Annotated in this window: 23 protein-coding genes; 6 read left to right on the top strand and 17 right to left on the bottom strand. The window is 39.1% G+C overall.

Annotated features, from left to right (window positions below):
* Positions 1–28 precede the first annotated feature (28 nt).
* From IGI78_RS04050 to IGI78_RS04015, 8 genes are read right to left on the bottom strand one after another with little or no spacing between them, the layout of a single operon-like run.
* The gene (locus IGI78_RS04050) at positions 29–334 is read right to left on the bottom strand and encodes a hypothetical protein (RefSeq protein ID WP_430618502.1); all 306 of its coding nucleotides are present in this window, start codon (positions 332–334) and stop codon (positions 29–31) included.
* Complete coding sequence (locus IGI78_RS04045; RefSeq protein ID WP_430618501.1) at positions 335–1,180, bottom strand: helix-turn-helix domain-containing protein; 846 nt, start codon at positions 1,178–1,180, stop codon at positions 335–337.
* Positions 1,173–1,898 carry a putative HNHc nuclease gene (locus IGI78_RS04040; protein WP_430618499.1) on the bottom strand — a complete coding sequence of 242 codons (726 nt, stop codon included), beginning with the start codon at positions 1,896–1,898 and terminating at the stop codon, positions 1,173–1,175. Before IGI78_RS04040 ends, IGI78_RS04045 begins: the two co-directional genes overlap by 8 nt.
* A complete protein-coding gene (locus tag IGI78_RS04035; protein ID WP_430618498.1) occupies positions 1,895–2,809 on the bottom strand; it encodes a DUF1351 domain-containing protein in 915 nt (304 codons plus the stop codon). The genes IGI78_RS04040 and IGI78_RS04035 overlap by 4 nt, the downstream gene beginning before the upstream one ends.
* 3 nt (positions 2,810–2,812) lie before the next feature.
* Complete coding sequence (locus IGI78_RS04030) at positions 2,813–3,505, bottom strand: ERF family protein (RefSeq protein WP_430618496.1); 693 nt, start codon at positions 3,503–3,505, stop codon at positions 2,813–2,815.
* Positions 3,502–3,690, bottom strand: coding sequence for a hypothetical protein (locus IGI78_RS04025; RefSeq protein ID WP_430618495.1), 189 nt, complete (start codon positions 3,688–3,690; stop codon positions 3,502–3,504). The genes IGI78_RS04030 and IGI78_RS04025 overlap by 4 nt, the downstream gene beginning before the upstream one ends.
* A 26-nt stretch (positions 3,691–3,716) precedes the next feature.
* Entirely contained in the window at positions 3,717–3,869 is a 153-nt protein-coding gene (locus IGI78_RS04020; protein WP_430618493.1) for a hypothetical protein, read from the bottom strand.
* Positions 3,862–4,050: a hypothetical protein gene (locus IGI78_RS04015; protein WP_430618492.1), complete on the bottom strand. Its 189-nt coding sequence runs from the start codon at positions 4,048–4,050 to the stop codon at positions 3,862–3,864. The genes IGI78_RS04020 and IGI78_RS04015 overlap by 8 nt, the downstream gene beginning before the upstream one ends.
* A 131-nt stretch (positions 4,051–4,181) precedes the next feature.
* Between IGI78_RS04015 and IGI78_RS04010 the strand changes: the two genes are divergently transcribed.
* On the top strand, positions 4,182–4,904 hold the full coding sequence (locus IGI78_RS04010) for a hypothetical protein (RefSeq protein WP_430618491.1): 723 nt from the start codon (positions 4,182–4,184) through the stop codon (positions 4,902–4,904).
* Positions 4,905–4,947: 43 nt separating this feature from the next.
* Here the strand turns inward: IGI78_RS04010 and IGI78_RS04005 are convergent, their stop codons facing one another.
* Genes IGI78_RS04005 through IGI78_RS03995 form a run of 3 tightly spaced genes read right to left on the bottom strand, consistent with a single transcriptional unit; the run spans position 4,948 to position 6,194 of the window.
* Positions 4,948–5,688 carry a phage antirepressor KilAC domain-containing protein gene (locus tag IGI78_RS04005; RefSeq protein ID WP_430618490.1) on the bottom strand — a complete coding sequence of 247 codons (741 nt, stop codon included), beginning with the start codon at positions 5,686–5,688 and terminating at the stop codon, positions 4,948–4,950.
* Positions 5,689–5,703: 15 nt separating this feature from the next.
* A complete protein-coding gene (locus tag IGI78_RS04000) occupies positions 5,704–5,991 on the bottom strand; it encodes a hypothetical protein (protein WP_162985197.1) in 288 nt (95 codons plus the stop codon).
* A gap of 14 nt (positions 5,992–6,005) precedes the next feature.
* Positions 6,006–6,194 (bottom strand): helix-turn-helix transcriptional regulator, encoded by a 189-nt coding sequence (locus tag IGI78_RS03995; protein WP_086294643.1) that lies wholly within the window; start codon positions 6,192–6,194, stop codon positions 6,006–6,008.
* A gap of 293 nt (positions 6,195–6,487) precedes the next feature.
* Here IGI78_RS03995 and IGI78_RS03990 point away from each other — a divergent pair, with 293 nt between their 5' ends.
* From IGI78_RS03990 to IGI78_RS03975, 4 genes are all read left to right on the top strand, one after another.
* Positions 6,488–6,832, top strand: a complete 345-nt coding sequence (locus IGI78_RS03990) for a helix-turn-helix domain-containing protein (RefSeq protein WP_086294642.1) — start codon at positions 6,488–6,490, stop codon at positions 6,830–6,832.
* Positions 6,833–6,844: 12 nt separating this feature from the next.
* The gene (locus IGI78_RS03985; protein WP_123834873.1) at positions 6,845–7,201 is read left to right on the top strand and encodes an ImmA/IrrE family metallo-endopeptidase; all 357 of its coding nucleotides are present in this window, start codon (positions 6,845–6,847) and stop codon (positions 7,199–7,201) included.
* A 90-nt stretch (positions 7,202–7,291) separates the two neighbouring features.
* A complete protein-coding gene (locus IGI78_RS03980) occupies positions 7,292–8,233 on the top strand; it encodes a DUF5067 domain-containing protein (protein WP_430618486.1) in 942 nt (313 codons plus the stop codon).
* Positions 8,234–8,336: 103 nt separating this feature from the next.
* Positions 8,337–9,476, top strand: a complete 1,140-nt coding sequence (locus IGI78_RS03975; protein ID WP_430618485.1) for a tyrosine-type recombinase/integrase — start codon at positions 8,337–8,339, stop codon at positions 9,474–9,476.
* Between the two features lie 84 nt (positions 9,477–9,560).
* Here IGI78_RS03975 and groL read toward each other — a convergent pair whose 3' ends face one another.
* A complete protein-coding gene (groL, locus tag IGI78_RS03970) occupies positions 9,561–11,189 on the bottom strand; it encodes a chaperonin GroEL (protein WP_005237384.1) in 1,629 nt (542 codons plus the stop codon).
* A gap of 32 nt (positions 11,190–11,221) precedes the next feature.
* Positions 11,222–11,506: a co-chaperone GroES gene (groES, locus tag IGI78_RS03965; protein WP_005225291.1), complete on the bottom strand. Its 285-nt coding sequence runs from the start codon at positions 11,504–11,506 to the stop codon at positions 11,222–11,224.
* A 217-nt stretch (positions 11,507–11,723) separates the two neighbouring features.
* Between groES and IGI78_RS03960 the strand changes: the two genes are divergently transcribed.
* On the top strand, positions 11,724–12,368 hold the full coding sequence (locus tag IGI78_RS03960) for a CPBP family intramembrane glutamic endopeptidase (protein ID WP_430618483.1): 645 nt from the start codon (positions 11,724–11,726) through the stop codon (positions 12,366–12,368).
* Between the two features lie 43 nt (positions 12,369–12,411).
* On the opposite strand, the gene IGI78_RS03955 is transcribed toward IGI78_RS03960, so the two are convergent.
* The 4 genes from IGI78_RS03955 to IGI78_RS03940 form a co-directional block, all read right to left on the bottom strand.
* On the bottom strand, positions 12,412–13,842 hold the full coding sequence (locus IGI78_RS03955; protein WP_430618482.1) for a 6-phospho-beta-glucosidase: 1,431 nt from the start codon (positions 13,840–13,842) through the stop codon (positions 12,412–12,414).
* Positions 13,843–13,867: 25 nt separating this feature from the next.
* Positions 13,868–15,160 (bottom strand): PTS sugar transporter subunit IIC, encoded by a 1,293-nt coding sequence (locus tag IGI78_RS03950; RefSeq protein ID WP_142963014.1) that lies wholly within the window; start codon positions 15,158–15,160, stop codon positions 13,868–13,870.
* 153 nt (positions 15,161–15,313) lie between these two features.
* On the bottom strand, positions 15,314–16,051 hold the full coding sequence (locus IGI78_RS03945; RefSeq protein WP_175632039.1) for a MurR/RpiR family transcriptional regulator: 738 nt from the start codon (positions 16,049–16,051) through the stop codon (positions 15,314–15,316).
* A gap of 42 nt (positions 16,052–16,093) precedes the next feature.
* Positions 16,094–16,900, bottom strand: coding sequence for an MBL fold metallo-hydrolase (locus IGI78_RS03940; protein WP_005231151.1), 807 nt, complete (start codon positions 16,898–16,900; stop codon positions 16,094–16,096).
* Positions 16,901–16,935 lie beyond the last annotated feature (35 nt).

The raw sequence follows: 16,935 nt of genomic DNA, 5'->3' as shown, positions 1-16,935 counted from the left end.
CCTATGAAATGGTGGGACATTTTTGGGGTTACTCCTTCCAGCGGTAGATTCGCCCTTGTTTATCAGGGCTCCCACTTTGGATTAAATTTTTAACAGTGACTTTGGACTTCTTGCATTTCTCACTAACGGTTTTCTTATTCCCTGTAAAAATGACATCCCCTTTATAGAGAACCTCAACTAAACGTTTTTCAGGATTTACACCTTCATAGAGATCCTCCCGAAGCTTTTCCCATTCCTTTTTGGCATCTGGGTCTTTTTCGAGATCGACTTTTTCTGCAAGGTACACCATCCGCTGCCGGCGAATCTTTTTTTCAAGTCTTTTTTGTTTGTCCATCTAACCGCCTCCCTTTTTGTTTAGATAAGCTTGGACCTTAGCGTTTATTTCCGCTTGGCGTTCCGGGGCAATTTCAGGCTCCGGTTCAGGATTAACAAACCTTTCAGGCAATGGTTCTTCTCGAATAAAAGGTTTCTTCATTCGCTTTTGGTTACTTGATTCCTTTTTTATCTCAAACTTGAGACTGTCAAATTTTTCTCTCAGCTTTTTAGCGCTTCTTATATTGCCAAACCAAAACTCACTTGAAGGAAGCCAATTGATCACATACTCAATTTGTTTGATAGTACGATCATCCTTTTCCTCCATAAGGCGGATAACATCTGCCCATTTTTCCAAGTTGGCTTTTTTCATTTCTTTAGGAAAGTCATTGATCAAATTATTTTTAAGCTTTGAAGCAAGCGTGAAGTGTTCGGTAGAATACTTCACAGGAGAAGTTTCAACTTCTTCTTTATTTGTATTATTAAATGTATTATTAATAGTTGTATTATTATCTTGATAGATTTCTGGGTGAGGGGTCACCCATTTTTCTGGGCTACCCCCTACATTTTTCTGGGTGGGGCCGTCTAGAATTCTGATATACCTAGCTTCAATTTCCTTAGTCCCTTTTTTGTATTTGACCTCTCTGTATATGAACCCCCTATCTTCAAGGGATTTAAGCCAGTTTTGAATAGTAGATTTACCTACTTTATACTGACTGGCGAAATAGTCATTACTTGCCCAGCAATAGCCTTTTTCATTGCACAAGGCGGTAATTTCTCCGTACAAAAGTTTTGCGTTAGGTATTAAAGTATCGTCATATCTAACACTGGCAGGAATTACCGCAAAATAACTTCGGTGATCACTCACGATACTCCTCCTCAATAGCTTTCTTGAACAAATATTCCGTTTCGTATTCTTCATCAAATCGCATGATCTGGGCGTTGTTCATAATTCCGATCTTGATCAATGCCTCTTGGTCTAAGTAGACTGGTTTGATTTGATATTTTTGAATAAACTCTTCTTGACCTAAGTTATGAGCAATATTGTGGTATTTCCAACTCAAAGCAACAAATGGAAACTTTCGATGATCGACCTTGTTTCTGTGGCGATTACCTACTGCCGTTACGTGGTGGATCTGCGCTCCTGATTGACCAGTTACTGCGCATTTGCGGTGCTTACAGCAGAAGTAGAAGAAACTGTCGTGTTCCAGAAGGTAGTTATAGCGCCTTGGCAACTGAACTCCTTCTGCAACAACGTATTCGATTAGAAAGTCAATCCATTGGTTCATCTCTGATTTTGTTGCTGTAGCATGACTGAACTCGCAATCGTAGGTATCCTGATAAATTTTTCGCATTTTCTCTTTCGCTTCATAGCGTGGAATATTTTCACTCCCAGCGATATCTTTGATCAATGAATGAGACAATGCATTTTGCTTCGCACTTCTGGGGTCATTATCTATAAACTGGATTTCTGCGAATCCCTCCTGCCCCCTGCGGATCGTTTCAAGGTGCTCAGGATTCACATTCTCGTCAACCTCCAGTAGAAATCTGTTCCCCTGTTGCTTTAGAATCTTGGCTAGCATCATTCAATCACATAGACAACTTCGATCCCTAATTGCACAATACTTTGATTTAATAGACTAAATTGTTCATCTGAGCCTTTGAGTTTCAGCGTGACCACGTTGCATTGCTCGGATACTTCCTTTTCTTGTGTAGTCTCCTCAATAATTTCACCAGTTTCTCGATCAATTGGTACTGAAGGAACTGGCTCTTTCTTCTCAACTTTGTGAATGACTTCCTCTGCTTTGGAAATACGAGCTTTTTGTTCTGCGACAACCTGATCAATTTTAGTCATAACCTCATCCACGTTAAGCCCCTGATCAAGCAATATTACCCATGAAACAGGATCCAAGTGGACTGCTTTCGCATACCCTTCAACAACTCTCTTATCAATGAACGCTTGTTGTCTTTTAGCTACAAGCTCATTGATTGCCACCGCAATGTCTTCACTAGTCGCTTTTTTCAACTCTCCTTTAGTTGTTGTAAAAGCTCCTTTGTTTGTCCATTTATCATGTATTTGTATATCATTCGGATCAACCCCAACAACGGCGCATAATTCATTGATTTTTGCTTTTACTTTCTGCAATCGAGAATCACGTTCTGTAGATTCGAATTTATCAAGACTTTGAGAAATTCCTTCTTTGGCAGCTTCCATCTGATCAACAAATTTCTTGATCTTGGCTTCAAATGCTTTTAAAGGCTCAGAATAGCCATTTTTCACTTCTTTTCGTTTTTCTTCAAGCAACTTTATAATGTTATTCAGCGAAGACCGTGCGTCTTTAGCTCCTTGGATATCTCCTTCACTAAAGGTCAAACTTTTGTAGTGATTTGCGGTATTTTCAACAAGCGCTTCAAGCTCCGCTTCATTTTTGATTTCAATGGTACTTGGTGTATAGTCAATCTGAATTGATGTGTCTGTTTTGATTAATTCATTCATCCGCTATTTCCCCCATGTAAAAGATTTGGCTTCTTGCTGTGGCTTAGGATCTACCACAGGTTTGTTTACTTTTTGTGTTTTCTGTTCTGCTTTTTTCAACAGTAATTTCATATAACCAATAACTTGTTGGTAATACTCAGGGGGGACCTGATCCAAATGATCGAATCCGTTTTTCCCAAGAATATTCGCTTCGATGACTTCTGGTTTTGTTTGAGTAAGGCCAGAAACTTCTGCTACACGTCTATGAAATATTTCCAAAAATTCTTCACGCATTTGGTCATCAGAAACGCTATCAGCTGTGTTTTGAGAATCAGCATCAATTCCATCGTCAATGAGGTACAAACCTTGTAGTGCGTATTTACGAGCATATGAAGATGCCGATCCAGTCACTTGGCTATCATCCATTTTGGGTTTCGCATCAGCTTCTCGAGCATATGCTTCCACTTTTAGCGAATCCGTTCCATCAGTTAGTGTTGCAGTAGCTTTGATATAAAAGCGACCATCCATAAATATGGGCATGTCTGTCAAAGTCAGTAAAAAACCATGGTTAAGATTATGTGGCTTTACTGCTTTCAAAATATCTTCTGCATTTCGGAAGTTGTATCCTCCAAAGTCGCTGTAATTACTTTTTGGGACCTTTAATTCCGCTTGGATTTTTATCAGTTTCTGATTAAAAGTCAGTTCTAATTCACTCATAACGGCACCGGCTTTCCTAGTTTTGATTTGCAGTACTCCAACAGGTCATCCTCATGGATGAATTGATCATCAATGGAATAGACTAGGTCACCTTGGTAAAGAGGATTTCCACGCCAATCAAATGCAATCGGATCTGGTTCATCTGGCGGCAATTGTCTTGCCCCTAGACTGTCAAATGAATTCATAGTATAATCTCCTTAACTAATAATGTTTACATTTTGTCTACACTAGCGGGAACTGGTGTAGACTCTTTTTTTCGTTTCATTCGTTCGATATATTGTTTAGCTAAAATATACGGCTTTTCAATCTCATACTTGCGATCAGCAATGGCTTTACCGATGCGCAAAGCTTCTGCTCTAGTCATACCGTCTCACCTTCCTTTTGCTTTTGTAATTAAGGAATACTCCGTATGGTCCGGTATCAGCACTTAAGAAAACCGGCCCTTTTTTTGCGACAAGGTTGATGTCGCCATCCACCGTTTCTAAATTGAGAAATACCGGTGTTTCAGTGATTCGTAAATACCAGATGCAAAATTTCTTAATCATAGTTTTTCCTCCTTGAAGTATCGATCGATCAAAGCGAGCGCTTCTTCTTTTGTCGATACGGTATGCTGCATTGTCGATCCGTTTGTTTCTATTGAGATAGTGATTTTCATGCGGTTCCTCCTTTGGTATAATTGTTAAAAACTGGTGGTGTTAATGTGGATGGATTTAATCTCGAAACATTTAATTCTTACTTAGAAGAACGAATGAAAATTATTGAGCCTGCCTTAGAACAAATCCGACAATTTGAAGAAATGATTGCTCCACAGGTTAAGATAATGAATGCTGCTACTGAAAATGTGAAATTAGCAAATGAGCATTACGAAAAGATTCGTTCCTTAATCCCAGATGTAAAGAAATTTTATAGCGGCATTACTACTCCCGTTGAACTCAAAAATGATGTTCCAATCGAAACTCAACTTACTAACTTAGACTCCAGATTAGTTGAGTTGAAAGAGAAACAAGATTTTACTAAAGAGGAAAAAGAAAGTTTGTTGTTAGCGTCGGAATTTATTGCCAATCAGAACATTCAAGAATCTAATGAGATTCGAAATTATCTTAATTCGATGGCCCCTACGTTGCTCAAGGACAATCAAGAAATAAGTGATAAAAGTGAGTTGGTTTCTAATAAAGCTCACGATTCCGAACACGAAGAAAAAGTTATAAATCAAGATATCGACCCTTCTTTCTTAGATGTGCTTCTAAATAAACAGACATTTTACAATGAACTTTCTGGCTTTATTTACCAAACTGTTTTTGCATTAGCTTTTGGTGTTATCACCGGTGTTAACTCACCCATAACACTTATGCTAGTTGTTTCGATTCTATGCAAAATGCTTATCAAACCAGACAAGTGAAAAAGTAATAAGATTTAGCCCCTACTTCCGTGTGGGGTTATTTTTAATCCAATAGATCCATTTGAGGATAGTAACCCTCTACAGTTAATAAGTTGTAAATTAAGACACGACCTTTTTGCGTCCATTTAGTATTCATCACAACTTTTACGCCGCCATCAGCTTTTGGAATTTCGCTTGTGTGCGATTTTGTGTATCCTTGGTTCATATGTTTGTGGTACAGAATCCATTGACCACTGACTTTATGTTGAACACCTAACTCATTAAGCAGTTTATTTAGTGCGATTGCCGACATTCCATAATCAGCAGCGATTTGAGACGTTGCTACTGTATCAGTCGATGACAGGATCATATCTAAGTAACTGATTTTCGGCTCATATTCAGCTATTTGTTGTTCGAGCAGTTGATTCTTTTCTTCTAGGTCAGCTGCTAGTCGCAATGCCTGAGCGAAACTTTGAGGAACGTTTGTGTAGCTACCTGTTTTTCTGATTGTTGGAAGGACTTCACTCGTTACCCAACGTTTGAACTTTCTTGCATTTGGTAGCTTGGATTTAAGTATTAAGCTGTATAGCCCCGATTCATTTATTAGCATTAATGCTGTTCCATTAACGGTGAACGATTCGTTCTGCGTTTTATCTTCCTCATCTACATGATCTCTAATTGCTTTTGGCGTATTTGAATAACCCAAAACACTTGCAACGTCTTTACCAACAAAATACGGCTCATCATTCACTAAAAATGTTCGAACTTCGTTTTTTTCAAAATTGAAAATTTGCGGTGTGCTCATTTTGCTTCCTCCTCTTTATGCAACCTCTGAAGGTTTCAATTTTTTTGATCTATAACGGTTAGCTTCTTTCCATTTCAAATACCAAAGGAATGTTCCAAGATGAATCCAAGTTACGCTATGGGTTGGTTTTAAAACTCCTTCTTTGAATTCAGGAATACTCTCCATCTCTTTTTGATACGTATTTAAAGTAGTACGAGATAACCCATTGAAACGAATCATTAAATCCTCACGCCTATCCCATTCAGAAATCGAAGTCTTATCCGTAGCCATTTTGATTAATTCCGGAATAGTTGGTTTTTTCATATTTACATTCCTTTCTAATGTGAATTCTTAAGTTGTTCTAGAGCTGTTTCGATTGGTTTTATTTGTTTATCCGGTTTACGTCGACCATTCATAATGTCAGACATATATGTTTTCGAAATTCCAATTGTCTCAGCAAGCCAATTTTGTGTTTTATCGTACCGTGCTAACTCAACCCTAACTTTAACGATGAAATCTTTAGACATACCACACCTCCTTTTTTTAATAAAGCGAACAAAATACGCTAAAATAGTTGACATCAATCCCAAAGTTTTATAATATTGGTTTATGGTTAATAAAAAGACGGAATAATACCTATATATTAAACATTCTTAGTTTCCCGACCTCGATTGTTTTTAATAAATATAAGTGTCTTTCTGTATTTATTAGCGTATTTAATTTGCTTATGAGCTAATATTATCCCATAACTTTATAATTGTAAAGTGTTTTTTATTATACTTTGGGAAAAATAACTCATTTGCAAGAAGGATGGTTGAAAATGAGTTTATTTGAAAGGGTTTCAGAACTTGCAAAAAAACAGGGGAAAAGTTTAAATCGAGTTGCAGAAGATAATGGATTATCTAAAAATGCTATCTATCAGTGGAGAACGAGTAGTCCAAAAGCTGAGACTTTAGAGCTTATTGCAAACTACTTTCACGTATCGACAGATTACCTTTTAGGAAGGACAGACAACCCACACATGGGAATGTCCGAAAAACAAAAAGAAATGACCATAGAAGAAGCTTTGAAATCTGTTATGAGTTATAACGGTAAAGAAGTTTCGGAAAATGACCGTCAAGTTTTAGAGAGGATTGCAAAAGCATACTTGGACGGAAAAATATAAGAGGGTGTTTGTTTGGATGCTCAGATTTTAGAAATTGTTGAAAAGTTGAACATAACAATAGTTTATGATGAATTTTTGGAAGATCATGGGAAATATCTACCAATTGTAAATATAATTGTATTGAATAGTAAGTTAAATGATTTTGATACGAAGAAGGCTTTACTTCATGAATTAGGGCATGCTTGTGAAGATCAAGATAATTACGAGCTTTATAAACTCTCATTTGTCTTAAAGTCGAAAATGGAATATGCTGCAGATAGATTTATGATAAGCTACTTCACCAGCGAATACGATGACATTTATAATTATAGTCAATTAATAGAAGAATTTAGTATTGGGATGGGCTACGATGTTAAATATGCTAGATAAAAATACCCCTATCAAAGGACCAGCTTCGATAAGGGTTACTCATTTCTGAGATAGTACAAATATATTATATCAAAGAAATGAGGAAAGAAGATGAAAAAAGTCGTACCGTGCTTATTGTTTGTTGGTTTAATAATGACCGGATGTTCTAATAATGAAGAAAGTACAACTCCCCCAACTGATACAACTTCTCAAACGACTTCTGTTTCTGAAGAACAAAAAGCTGACTTCGAATATGGGAAAATCATTACTGATGAGTTTGAACTTACTTATAAAAATTCTGAAATAGTTAAAAGTCCGTCTGAAGATGGCTATGGGTTATATATAACGTATTCATTAAAGAATACTTCAGATAACAATATCACACCTATTGATATTATTAATGATTACGTTTTATTTAAACAAGAGAATGAAACTTCTGAGGTCGATCTCGATAATACCTACTATAGCTTAGATGCATTTGGATCAACAGATGATGTCGAATCATATAATGAGCAAGTTGATAAAGAAAACTCTCGTTCTGATGAACTGTTACCCGATAAAACCGTGGACATAATAGAGACTTACTCTCTGGATAACTTAGATTTCCCAGTTAAAATGATAGCTATGTATGAAGATAAAGAAATAGGTATTTATGAAATTGATTTGACTGAATTAGAAAAGCCTGAAGAAACAAAATCTTTAGCCAATACAAATAATCCCAATGAAGATAGTTTCTATAACGAAGGCCTTTCCGATATGCCAGCAAGCTGGCAAGAAGGTGAAGCTGAGTGGGAAAAAGCAAAGGCTGAAGGCTGGACAGCCGAGGATTGGGAAGAAGCAGTCAGAGCTAGTGAAAACGAAACTTATGTAGTAGGTTCCGGTCAATATGAAGATTCATTTAATGGTAGTCAAGCTGAGCAAACAACATTGCCTGAAGGAACTTCTGAAAATGCAAGACGTATATATAATGAAATAAAAAGTATTCAAGATAGAGAATTAACATCTGGTGAAATTCAAACATTAGAAGCTATCGAACAAGGCTATTACGAGTAAAGAAAAAAACACGCCCCTCCGACCAAAGACAGGCGTGCAAAACAAAATAAACGATAGGCTTATTTAGTCATGCCTATTGTAACAAAGAATTGAGGTACACACAATGTGGAGCGAATCTTTAGGCAACGGAAGATATAAGTTTATAGAAAGATACAAAGATCCCTATACCGAAAAATGGAAAAAGACAAGTACTGTTCTAACAAGTGATTCTTCCAGAGCCTGGAAGAATGCACAGAAAATATTAGACAAAAAAATAGAGGAAGCATTGAGTACTTATGATAAATCTGACATCACTTTCAAGGAGCTTTACGAAGAGTGGTTTGTTTATTATCAACAACATGTAAAAAGAACAAGCTGGACCAAAGTTCCAAAGATGATGAAACATATTCAAAAAGTTATATCTGACGATGTTCTTGTTCGAAATATAGACGAGAATATGATTCGTAATATTACAGAAAAAATGTATACTTTCGGTGACCTATCCTTGAATTATACGAAACAGACCAAGACGACCCTTTCAATCATGTTGAATTATGCAGTTGAGAAAAAGTATATTAAACAAAATCTAGCGCTGAATGTCAAAATTCAAAGAAAAAAAGCTGAAGAAGAAAAAAGAAAAAAGAACATGGATGAAAAATACCTTGATCAAAGCGAAATGACAGAGTTGCTTGTATATATGAGAAAATCTACTAAAAGATTATTGCACGCTAACATTGCAGAATTGTTATATTTAACAGGCCTAAGATACGGAGAGTTACAGGCATTACAAGTAAAGGACTTTGACGGGAGTACTTTGGATATTAACGGCACATTGGACTATTCTTTCTTAAAAATGGCAGATGCTATAAAAACTTCACCTAAAAATATCTATTCTAAAAGAATGGTTTCTTTGCCTAATAGAGCAGTAAAAATTGTTAATGAAATCATAGAACACAACTCTTTAGTATTCGGCTCCCAAAGTAACGAGGATTATATATTTAAATCATCTAGAGGTACTCCGTTGTCTCTCCATAGCTTTAATATGGTACTGCATAGAGTTCAAGACGAACTAAAATGGGATAAAAACTTATCCTCACACATATTCAGACATAGTCATATTTCTTTACTAGCTGAATTGAATCTTCCTTTAAAAACCATAATGGAGAGAGTCGGACATTCCGATGCCAACACGACTTTATCAATTTATAATCACGTGACCAAAAAATCCAAAGAGCAGGTTATCGATCGATTAAACAATTTGTAATTTGCCCCTTTTTTGCCCCTTTTGTATAAAATTGACATTAAACAAATAAAAGAACCCCTATAAATAGAGGTTCTTTTATTATAACTACATCATGCCGCCCATACCCATTGATGGGTCCATTGCAGGAGCTGCTGGCGCTGCTGGTTCTGGTTTGTCGGCAACGACTGCTTCAGTCGTTAATAATAATGCGGCAACAGAAGCTGCGTTTTGTAATGCAGAACGCGTCACTTTTGTTGGGTCAACGATCCCAGCTTCTAGCATGTTTACCCATTCGCCAGTTGCTGCATTGAAACCAACGCCTAAGTCAGCGTTTTTCAATTTGTCGATGATGACTGAACCTTCGTAGCCTGCATTTTCAGCAATTTGACGAACTGGTTCTTCTAAGGCACGTAAAACGATTTTGACACCTGTTGCTGCATCGCCATCTGTTTCGATTTCTGCAACTTTGTTGATGACATTGACTAAGGCAGTTCCCCCACCTGAGACCATGCCTTCTTCCACAGCGGCACGTGTTGCATTCAATGCATCTTCAATACGTAATTTCAATTCTTTCAATTCAGTTTCAGTTGGTGCCCCAACTTTGATCACTGCAACCCCACCAGCAAGTTTTGCTAAGCGTTCTTGTAGTTTTTCACGGTCAAAGTCAGAAGTTGTATCAGCGATTTGGTTTTTGATCAATTGAACGCGTGCGTCAATTGCTTCTTTTTCACCAGCACCTTCAACGATCGTTGTGTTGTCTTTATCCACAACCACTTTGCTTGCTTGACCTAAGTTATCGATGGTTGCATCTTTCAACTCAAGGCCTAAGTCTTCAGTGATCACTGTACCACCAGTTAAGATCGCAATGTCTTCTAGCATTGCTTTACGACGGTCACCAAATCCTGGTGCTTTCACTGCGACAACATTGAATGTTCCACGGATTTTGTTCAATACAAGTGTTGGTAATGCTTCGCCATCAACGTCATCAGCGATGATCAATAATGGTTTTGATTGTTGTAAGATTTGTTCTAACAATGGCAAGATATCTTGGATGTTAGAGATTTTTTTGTCAGTGATCAAGATGTATGGATTTTCTAATGCTGCTTCCATTTTATCGTTGTCAGTTACCATGTATTGTGATAAGTAACCACGATCAAATTGCATTCCTTCCACGACATCTAATTCTGTTTCGATCCCTTTTGATTCTTCAATAGTAATAACACCGTCATTGCCGACTTTTTCCATTGCATCAGCAATGTATTGACCAACTTTTTCACTACCAGAAGAAACAGCACCAACTTGTGCGATTGCTTCTTTTGAATCAACGATTGATGAAATGTTGTGTAGCTCTTCTACAGCCACTTTTGTTGCCATTTCGATCCCACGACGAATACCTAATGGGTTCGCACCAGCGGTGACATTTTTCAATCCTTCACGAACGATTGCTTGTGTCAATAACGTAGCAGTCGTTGTTCCATCACCAGCGATATCGTTTGTTTTTGAAGCAACTTCAGAAACAAGTTTTGCGCCCATGTTTTCAAAATGATCTTCTAATTCGATTTCTTTAGCAATCGTTACACCGTCATTTGTAATCAATGGTGAACCGTAAGATTTTTCTAAAACCACGTTACGACCTTTAGGGCCTAAGGTTACTTTTACTGTATCTGCTAATTTATCTACCCCACGAAGCATTGCTGCACGTGCGTCTTCTGCAAATTTGATTTCTTTTGCCATGATTTCATCACCTCAAGTATTTTTTATTTTTCTTATTCTACTACTGCAATGATATCTTTTGCAGCAACGATCAAATATTCTGTTCCTTCATATTTCACTTCTGTGCCAGCGTATTTTTCAAACATAACTTGTTCGCCAACGTTGACAGCAACAGGAGCTTTTTCACCGTTTTCGAGCGTGCGTCCTTCGCCGACTGCAATAACGGTACCCGTTTGTGGTTTTTCTTTTGCTGCTGATGCAAGCACGATTCCGCCTACAGTTTTTTCTTCTTCTTTTGCGACTTCGATAATCACACGATCACCTAATGGTCTTAACACGATAAATCCCTCCAATGAATGTTATAGAATTTAGCGTTAGCACTCTCTTGTATCGAGTGCTAACTTACAGTTTCAATATTACTCATTTTCCCAAATTTTTGCAAGCCTTTTGCTAAATTTTTTTTGCATTTCTATTTGATTGATAAAAATGGTAGGATTTTTTGTTTCTAGAAGCAACCTAGTCTATAATGAAGCAAAGGAGTGTGAGGAAACAACTATGTCTTTATCAAAATATTCTTTGTCCACGATTCTTACTTACGGCATCGTTTTTTTTCTACCGATCGCCTTCATCCCTAGCGGACATCAAGTGGCCGCAACAACGATTGGTTATTTAGTTGGTGCTACGATCATGTTTTTCTTGTATTTCAAACAAACGGAACCGTTATCGTTTGAACACAAAAAAACCAAAGTCTCAGCGATTCTTATTTATGGGCTAACAGGCATTGTCGCAGCAATTTTGTTGCAAAATCTAGCCATTTTTATCGAATCCTTTTTCGGTGAGGTCAGTGCTTCGCAGAATACCGAAAACATCATTGCCATCGTGGTGCAAAACCCACTCTTCGCTCTCGCAGCAATGGTCGGCGGGCCTATTATGGAAGAGTTTGTCTTCCGCAGAGCCTTGGTTGGTATCATTGGAAAATACAGCAATGTCTGGGTCGGTGTAGTGGTCAGCGCCGTAGCCTTTGCTTTTGCCCACAATGACAATCATCTCTTAGTCTATATCTTCCTTGGTCTATTCTTTTCTGGGCTTTATGCTTTGACCGGCAGCATTTGGACTTCCATGATCACCCATGTGGGAATGAACACTTTAGTGATTATTATTCAGTTGTTGCTTCATTACGGCTATATCCAAATGCCCTAAAGAAAAAAACGCTACGCAGAAATTTCGCGTAACGTTTTTTTCTTTATATCTTCATGCCATTGGATGCAATCACTTGCTGATACCATGCAAATGAATCTTTCTTCCGACGAGCAAGGGTCCCATTTCCTTCATTGTCTTTGTCCACATAGATCACACCATAGCGTTTCTTCATTTCCCCTGTCCCCGCAGAAACCAAGTCAATGATGCCCCACGGTGTATAACCTAATAAGTCGACGCCATCATAAGCTACTGCTTCTTTCATCATTTCGATATGAGCTTTCAGATAGTCAATACGGTAGTCATCGTGGATCTGTCCATCCTCTTCCACCGTATCCACCGCACCAAAGCCATTTTCTACAATGAAAAGCGGCAATTCGTAGCGTTCGTTGAACCAGTTCAGGACATAGCGCAAGCCTACAGGATCAATCTGCCAACCCCATTCAGAAGCATCGACATAAGGATTGTCCACCAGATCTTGGCTCTCATCATAGTCATAGGTTGGATCATTTTCCTTACCTTTGATTGCAAAAGACATATAGTAACTAAAGCCGATGTAGTCAACACAACCTTTTGCCAAAATTGCTTCATCTTCAGGGGTGATATCTAAATCAAATTGTTTTCTCTCAAAATAGCTGCGCATATGTCTCGGATAGTGTCCACGGGCATGCACATCTGAAAACCAATAGCGGCGCTGCATGGCCACCGTGGCTGCCATCATGTCTTTGGGTTCGCAAGAATACGGATAGATTGGACACATCGCGATCATCGATCCGATTTGAAACGCAGGATTGATCGCATGCCCTAGCGCCACTGCTTTCGCACTGGCAACGAGTTCGTAATGGGCTGCTTGGTACATGATTTTTTCTCGGTCTTCTCCTTCGGTAAAGAACAGACCGGAATTGGTAAACGGCGCAAAATCTTCTTTGTAGTTTGCTTGATTATTGATTTCATTGAAGGTCATCCAATACTTCACTTTCTTTTGATAGCGCGTAAAACAAACTTCTGCAAAGCGGACAAACAAATCGATCAACTTACGGTTACGCCAACCTCCGTATTCGGTAACTAAATGATAGGGCATTTCAAAGTGAGAAAGGGTAATAACCGGCTCAATGCCATAACGTAAACACTCATCGAATAATCGATCATAAAAGGCCAGGCCTTCCTCATTCGGCTCGCGCTCATCCCCCTTTGGAAAAATACGGGTCCAGGCAATCGATGTTCGGAAGCACTTCAACCCTAATTCGGCAAAAAGCTTGATGTCTTCAGGATACCGATGATAAAAATCGATCGCTTCATGATTGGGATAGCTTTCGCCCGGTTGGATACCTTCCGTGATTCGGCGAGGAATTCCGTTGCCTCCGACAGTCATGACATCAGCAACACTCACGCCTTTTCCACCCGCACGATAGCCGCCTTCCAATTGGTGAGCAGCGACTGCGCCACCCCATAAAAAATCGCTTCTTAGTTTATTCATTTCTATTCAACCTGCTTCCTTGGTATTAAACGATCTCTGTTTCTTGTTTATAGTTCAAACTATCGACTTTACGAATGAAAGGATAGTAAATAAAGAAGCCGATTGCTAAAACAACAAATTGTAAAATAGCGGTCCGAATGCCACCTACTAGAAAACCTGAAATGATCGGCGGGGTCGTCCATGGAACTTGCACAGCAGTAAATAGCGGTACGATACCGGTATAAAGTGCAAAATACGTGATCACGCCTGAAACCATCGGTGTCAAAATAAATGGTAATACCATGATTGGGTTCATGACGATCGGTGTCGCAAAAATAATTGGTTCATTGATATTAAAGAATGCCGGGATCAAGGAAAGACGTCCTAATTGTTTGAACTGCGCCGAACGGGCAAAAGCCACCATGTATAGCACGATCCCAATCGTCATTCCTGCGCCAGTTACCGTCATAAATTGATCCAAAAACTGCTGGGTCACGATGTGTCCGCCATTTTCTAATGTCAATGCTTTACCAGATTCAAGAATAGCCGTATTGGCTAGTGAATTGGCTTGTAAAATTGGTCCCATGATCCCGCCCACGATCGTCGAACCGTGAACCCCAAAGAACCACAAGAATGGCACTAAGAAGCCTAACATCATTGCACCACCAAGGGAATCCGTCACCCCTTGCATCGGACTTTGAATCACGGTGTAGATCCATTCGACCACGGTTGTTTGAAAAACTTTATCAAAGAAAATATAAATGCCTAATGCGATGGTCGTCAAAACAGCTGCCGGAATCAACGCTGTAAATGAGTTTGCGACATTGGTGGGCACTTGTTCTGGCAGTTTGATCCGGATGTCGCGTTTTAAGAACCAAGTATAGCCCCAGCCCACAAAAAGTCCCACTAAGATGGCACTGATCATGCCTTGTCCACCGGTCCATGTTTTATCAATGACATTTGCGATGGTCACACTTGTTTCAGCATCCGTTACACTTGACTCCATAGTTAATAAGAAAATAACTAAACCAATCATTCCTGCAGGGAGTCCTTCGTAACCTTCTGCTTTTACATATGAATAGGCGATACCCATTACGGCGAAAAAGGCCATAATTGCAAAAGAGGCGCCATAGGCTTGGTTGAAGTATTCACCTAAGCCACTATTCGTTACCCAATCCGCTATCGACTGGACGGGAAAGTTTGCTAATAGTAGGAAAATCGATCCTACAATTGAAAAGGGCATCGTATAGAGCATGCCGTTTCTTAATGCAGTAATTGCTTTCGTATTGACAAATTTTAATATTGGGGGTAATAATTTCTCATTGATCCATTCGTTCATCTCACATCACTCCTAAAATAAAGTTCTATCCACCGGCCAGTGAATCCGCTTACAAATAAATCTTAATGGATAATATGCTCCTTGCCTATAGCTTCTCTGAGATATGAAACATGTTCCAACAAAAAAAACAGCCGAAGCTGTTTTTTTCATTGCTTAGATTTGCTTGTAGACTTGGTGGGCCAAAAGTTCGATCAATGTAATCACCGGGACTTGCGTTGTCAGGTTCAAATCGACTTCTTTTCCTCCACTGACAACAGGCATATAGTAGGAAATATTGTAATCGGCCATTTGGGCGATCGTCGATTTTTCATCATTGGTGATGCTGAGTACTTTTGCCCCATACCGTTTAAAGTCCTCCGTTTGCTTGATCATTTGAATGGTTTCACCCGACACCGATAAAATGATCGCTAACGTATTTTCCATCCCACGAGGCGGTACTGGTAAAAAGGGATCGACGATGCTATAAGCATTGATACCTAAGTTGGCAAAATAGCGACTGCCATAAGTACCAAGAATCCCACTTGTGCCAATTCCAGAAAACGCCACATGGCGTGCGGAAAGAATCAGTTCTACTGCCGGCTGGATAAACTTACGGTAATCTTCATTATTGACTTTTTTTAAGAATGTATTGACTTGAATCGTTGCATCATAGAAAAGATCAAACGCTCGTGCGTCTTGTTCCTTTTTTTGACAGATCGCATACTTTAACTCTGAATATCCACGATAGCCCAATTTCGTGATACATCGTAAAATCGTCGACGTTGAGACGTGGCATGCAGCTGACAATTCGCGAATCGTCAGCTGATCGATCTCTTCAAAATTCTGGACAATGTATTTATAAACTGCCATTTCAAGCTCGTTCAAAGTCTTGATTTTTTCTTCATCAAACATCCCACTGCCTCCACCCAACAAATTCATCCCTCTGATGATCGATTAGATCGCAAATAATTCCGTCGCTTTGTCAGGATCGGTATCATAGACTTCAAACGTTTCTCCAACACCTAGATCATGTTCTTTCATGGTATTGACCATCGTTAAGTGCGCCAACTCTTTCAGGTTGTTTTCTTTACTTAAATGACCAAGATAGACCCGTTTGGTGTTGTCGGTCAAGATGTCCGTCATGACAAGAGCCCCATCTTCATTCGATAAGTGACCGCGATCTCCAAGAATCCGCTGCTTGAGGCTCCATGGGTAAGGGCCCATTCGCAGCATTTCTAGGTCATGGTTGCTTTCCACAAGGTATGCATCGGCGCCTTTGATAATGCCTCGCACATGATCACTGCAATAACCAGTATCCGTCAGCATCACGAATGATTTGCCGTCTTTATGGAAACGATAAAATTGTGGCGCTGCAGCATCGTGGGAAACACCAAAGCTTTCGATGTCCAAGTCACCCAAAGTTAGCACTTTTCCCATCTCAAAGATGTGTTTTTGTTCGACAGCGACGTTGCCGATCATTGGGTCCATCGCTTGCCATGTTTTTGTATTCGCATAGACATCAAGTTTGTATTTTCGTGCCAGTACTCCAACACCGTGGATGTGGTCCCGATGTTCGTGGGTCACAAGAATGGCGTCCAAGTCTTCTGGTTTGCGCCCTACTTCATCCAATAATGAAGTGATCTTCTTGCCGCTCAAACCGGCATCCACTAAGATCCGCTTTTTATTGCTTTCGATATAGAGCGAATTCCCTGAGCTTCCGCTGGCTAGAATACTTACTTGAAAGGCATTTTCCTTCATCATGGTTTACGTGACTTCCTCTCTGATTGTTTCAACGA

Origin of the sequence: Enterococcus sp. DIV1767, assembly GCF_050542585.1 — a bacterium.
Lineage (GTDB): Bacteria > Bacillota > Bacilli > Lactobacillales > Enterococcaceae > Enterococcus_D > Enterococcus_D innesii.
The sequence above is the reverse complement of the archived record's forward strand: the minus strand, read 5'-3'. Positions and strand labels throughout refer to the sequence as shown.

Coding starts and splice junctions, on each gene's coding strand:
- IGI78_RS04050 (WP_430618502.1), bottom strand. CDS start 334: ATGGACAAACAAAAAAGACTTGAAAAAAAGATTCGCCGGCAGCGGATG.
- IGI78_RS04040 (WP_430618499.1), bottom strand. CDS start 1,898: ATGATGCTAGCCAAGATTCTAAAGCAACAGGGGAACAGATTTCTACTG.
- IGI78_RS04035 (WP_430618498.1), bottom strand. CDS start 2,809: ATGAATGAATTAATCAAAACAGACACATCAATTCAGATTGACTATACA.
- IGI78_RS04030 (WP_430618496.1), bottom strand. CDS start 3,505: ATGAGTGAATTAGAACTGACTTTTAATCAGAAACTGATAAAAATCCAA.
- IGI78_RS04025 (WP_430618495.1), bottom strand. CDS start 3,690: ATGAATTCATTTGACAGTCTAGGGGCAAGACAATTGCCGCCAGATGAA.
- IGI78_RS04020 (WP_430618493.1), bottom strand. CDS start 3,869: ATGACTAGAGCAGAAGCTTTGCGCATCGGTAAAGCCATTGCTGATCGC.
- IGI78_RS04015 (WP_430618492.1), bottom strand. CDS start 4,050: ATGATTAAGAAATTTTGCATCTGGTATTTACGAATCACTGAAACACCG.
- IGI78_RS04005 (WP_430618490.1), bottom strand. CDS start 5,688: ATGAGCACACCGCAAATTTTCAATTTTGAAAAAAACGAAGTTCGAACA.
- IGI78_RS04000 (WP_162985197.1), bottom strand. CDS start 5,991: ATGAAAAAACCAACTATTCCGGAATTAATCAAAATGGCTACGGATAAG.
- IGI78_RS03995 (WP_086294643.1), bottom strand. CDS start 6,194: ATGTCTAAAGATTTCATCGTTAAAGTTAGGGTTGAGTTAGCACGGTAC.
- IGI78_RS03990 (WP_086294642.1), top strand. CDS start 6,488: ATGAGTTTATTTGAAAGGGTTTCAGAACTTGCAAAAAAACAGGGGAAA.
- IGI78_RS03980 (WP_430618486.1), top strand. CDS start 7,292: ATGAAAAAAGTCGTACCGTGCTTATTGTTTGTTGGTTTAATAATGACC.
- IGI78_RS03975 (WP_430618485.1), top strand. CDS start 8,337: ATGTGGAGCGAATCTTTAGGCAACGGAAGATATAAGTTTATAGAAAGA.
- groL (WP_005237384.1), bottom strand. CDS start 11,189: ATGGCAAAAGAAATCAAATTTGCAGAAGACGCACGTGCAGCAATGCTT.
- IGI78_RS03960 (WP_430618483.1), top strand. CDS start 11,724: ATGTCTTTATCAAAATATTCTTTGTCCACGATTCTTACTTACGGCATC.
- IGI78_RS03955 (WP_430618482.1), bottom strand. CDS start 13,842: ATGAATAAACTAAGAAGCGATTTTTTATGGGGTGGCGCAGTCGCTGCT.
- IGI78_RS03950 (WP_142963014.1), bottom strand. CDS start 15,160: ATGAACGAATGGATCAATGAGAAATTATTACCCCCAATATTAAAATTT.
- IGI78_RS03945 (WP_175632039.1), bottom strand. CDS start 16,051: ATGTTTGATGAAGAAAAAATCAAGACTTTGAACGAGCTTGAAATGGCA.
- IGI78_RS03940 (WP_005231151.1), bottom strand. CDS start 16,900: ATGATGAAGGAAAATGCCTTTCAAGTAAGTATTCTAGCCAGCGGAAGC.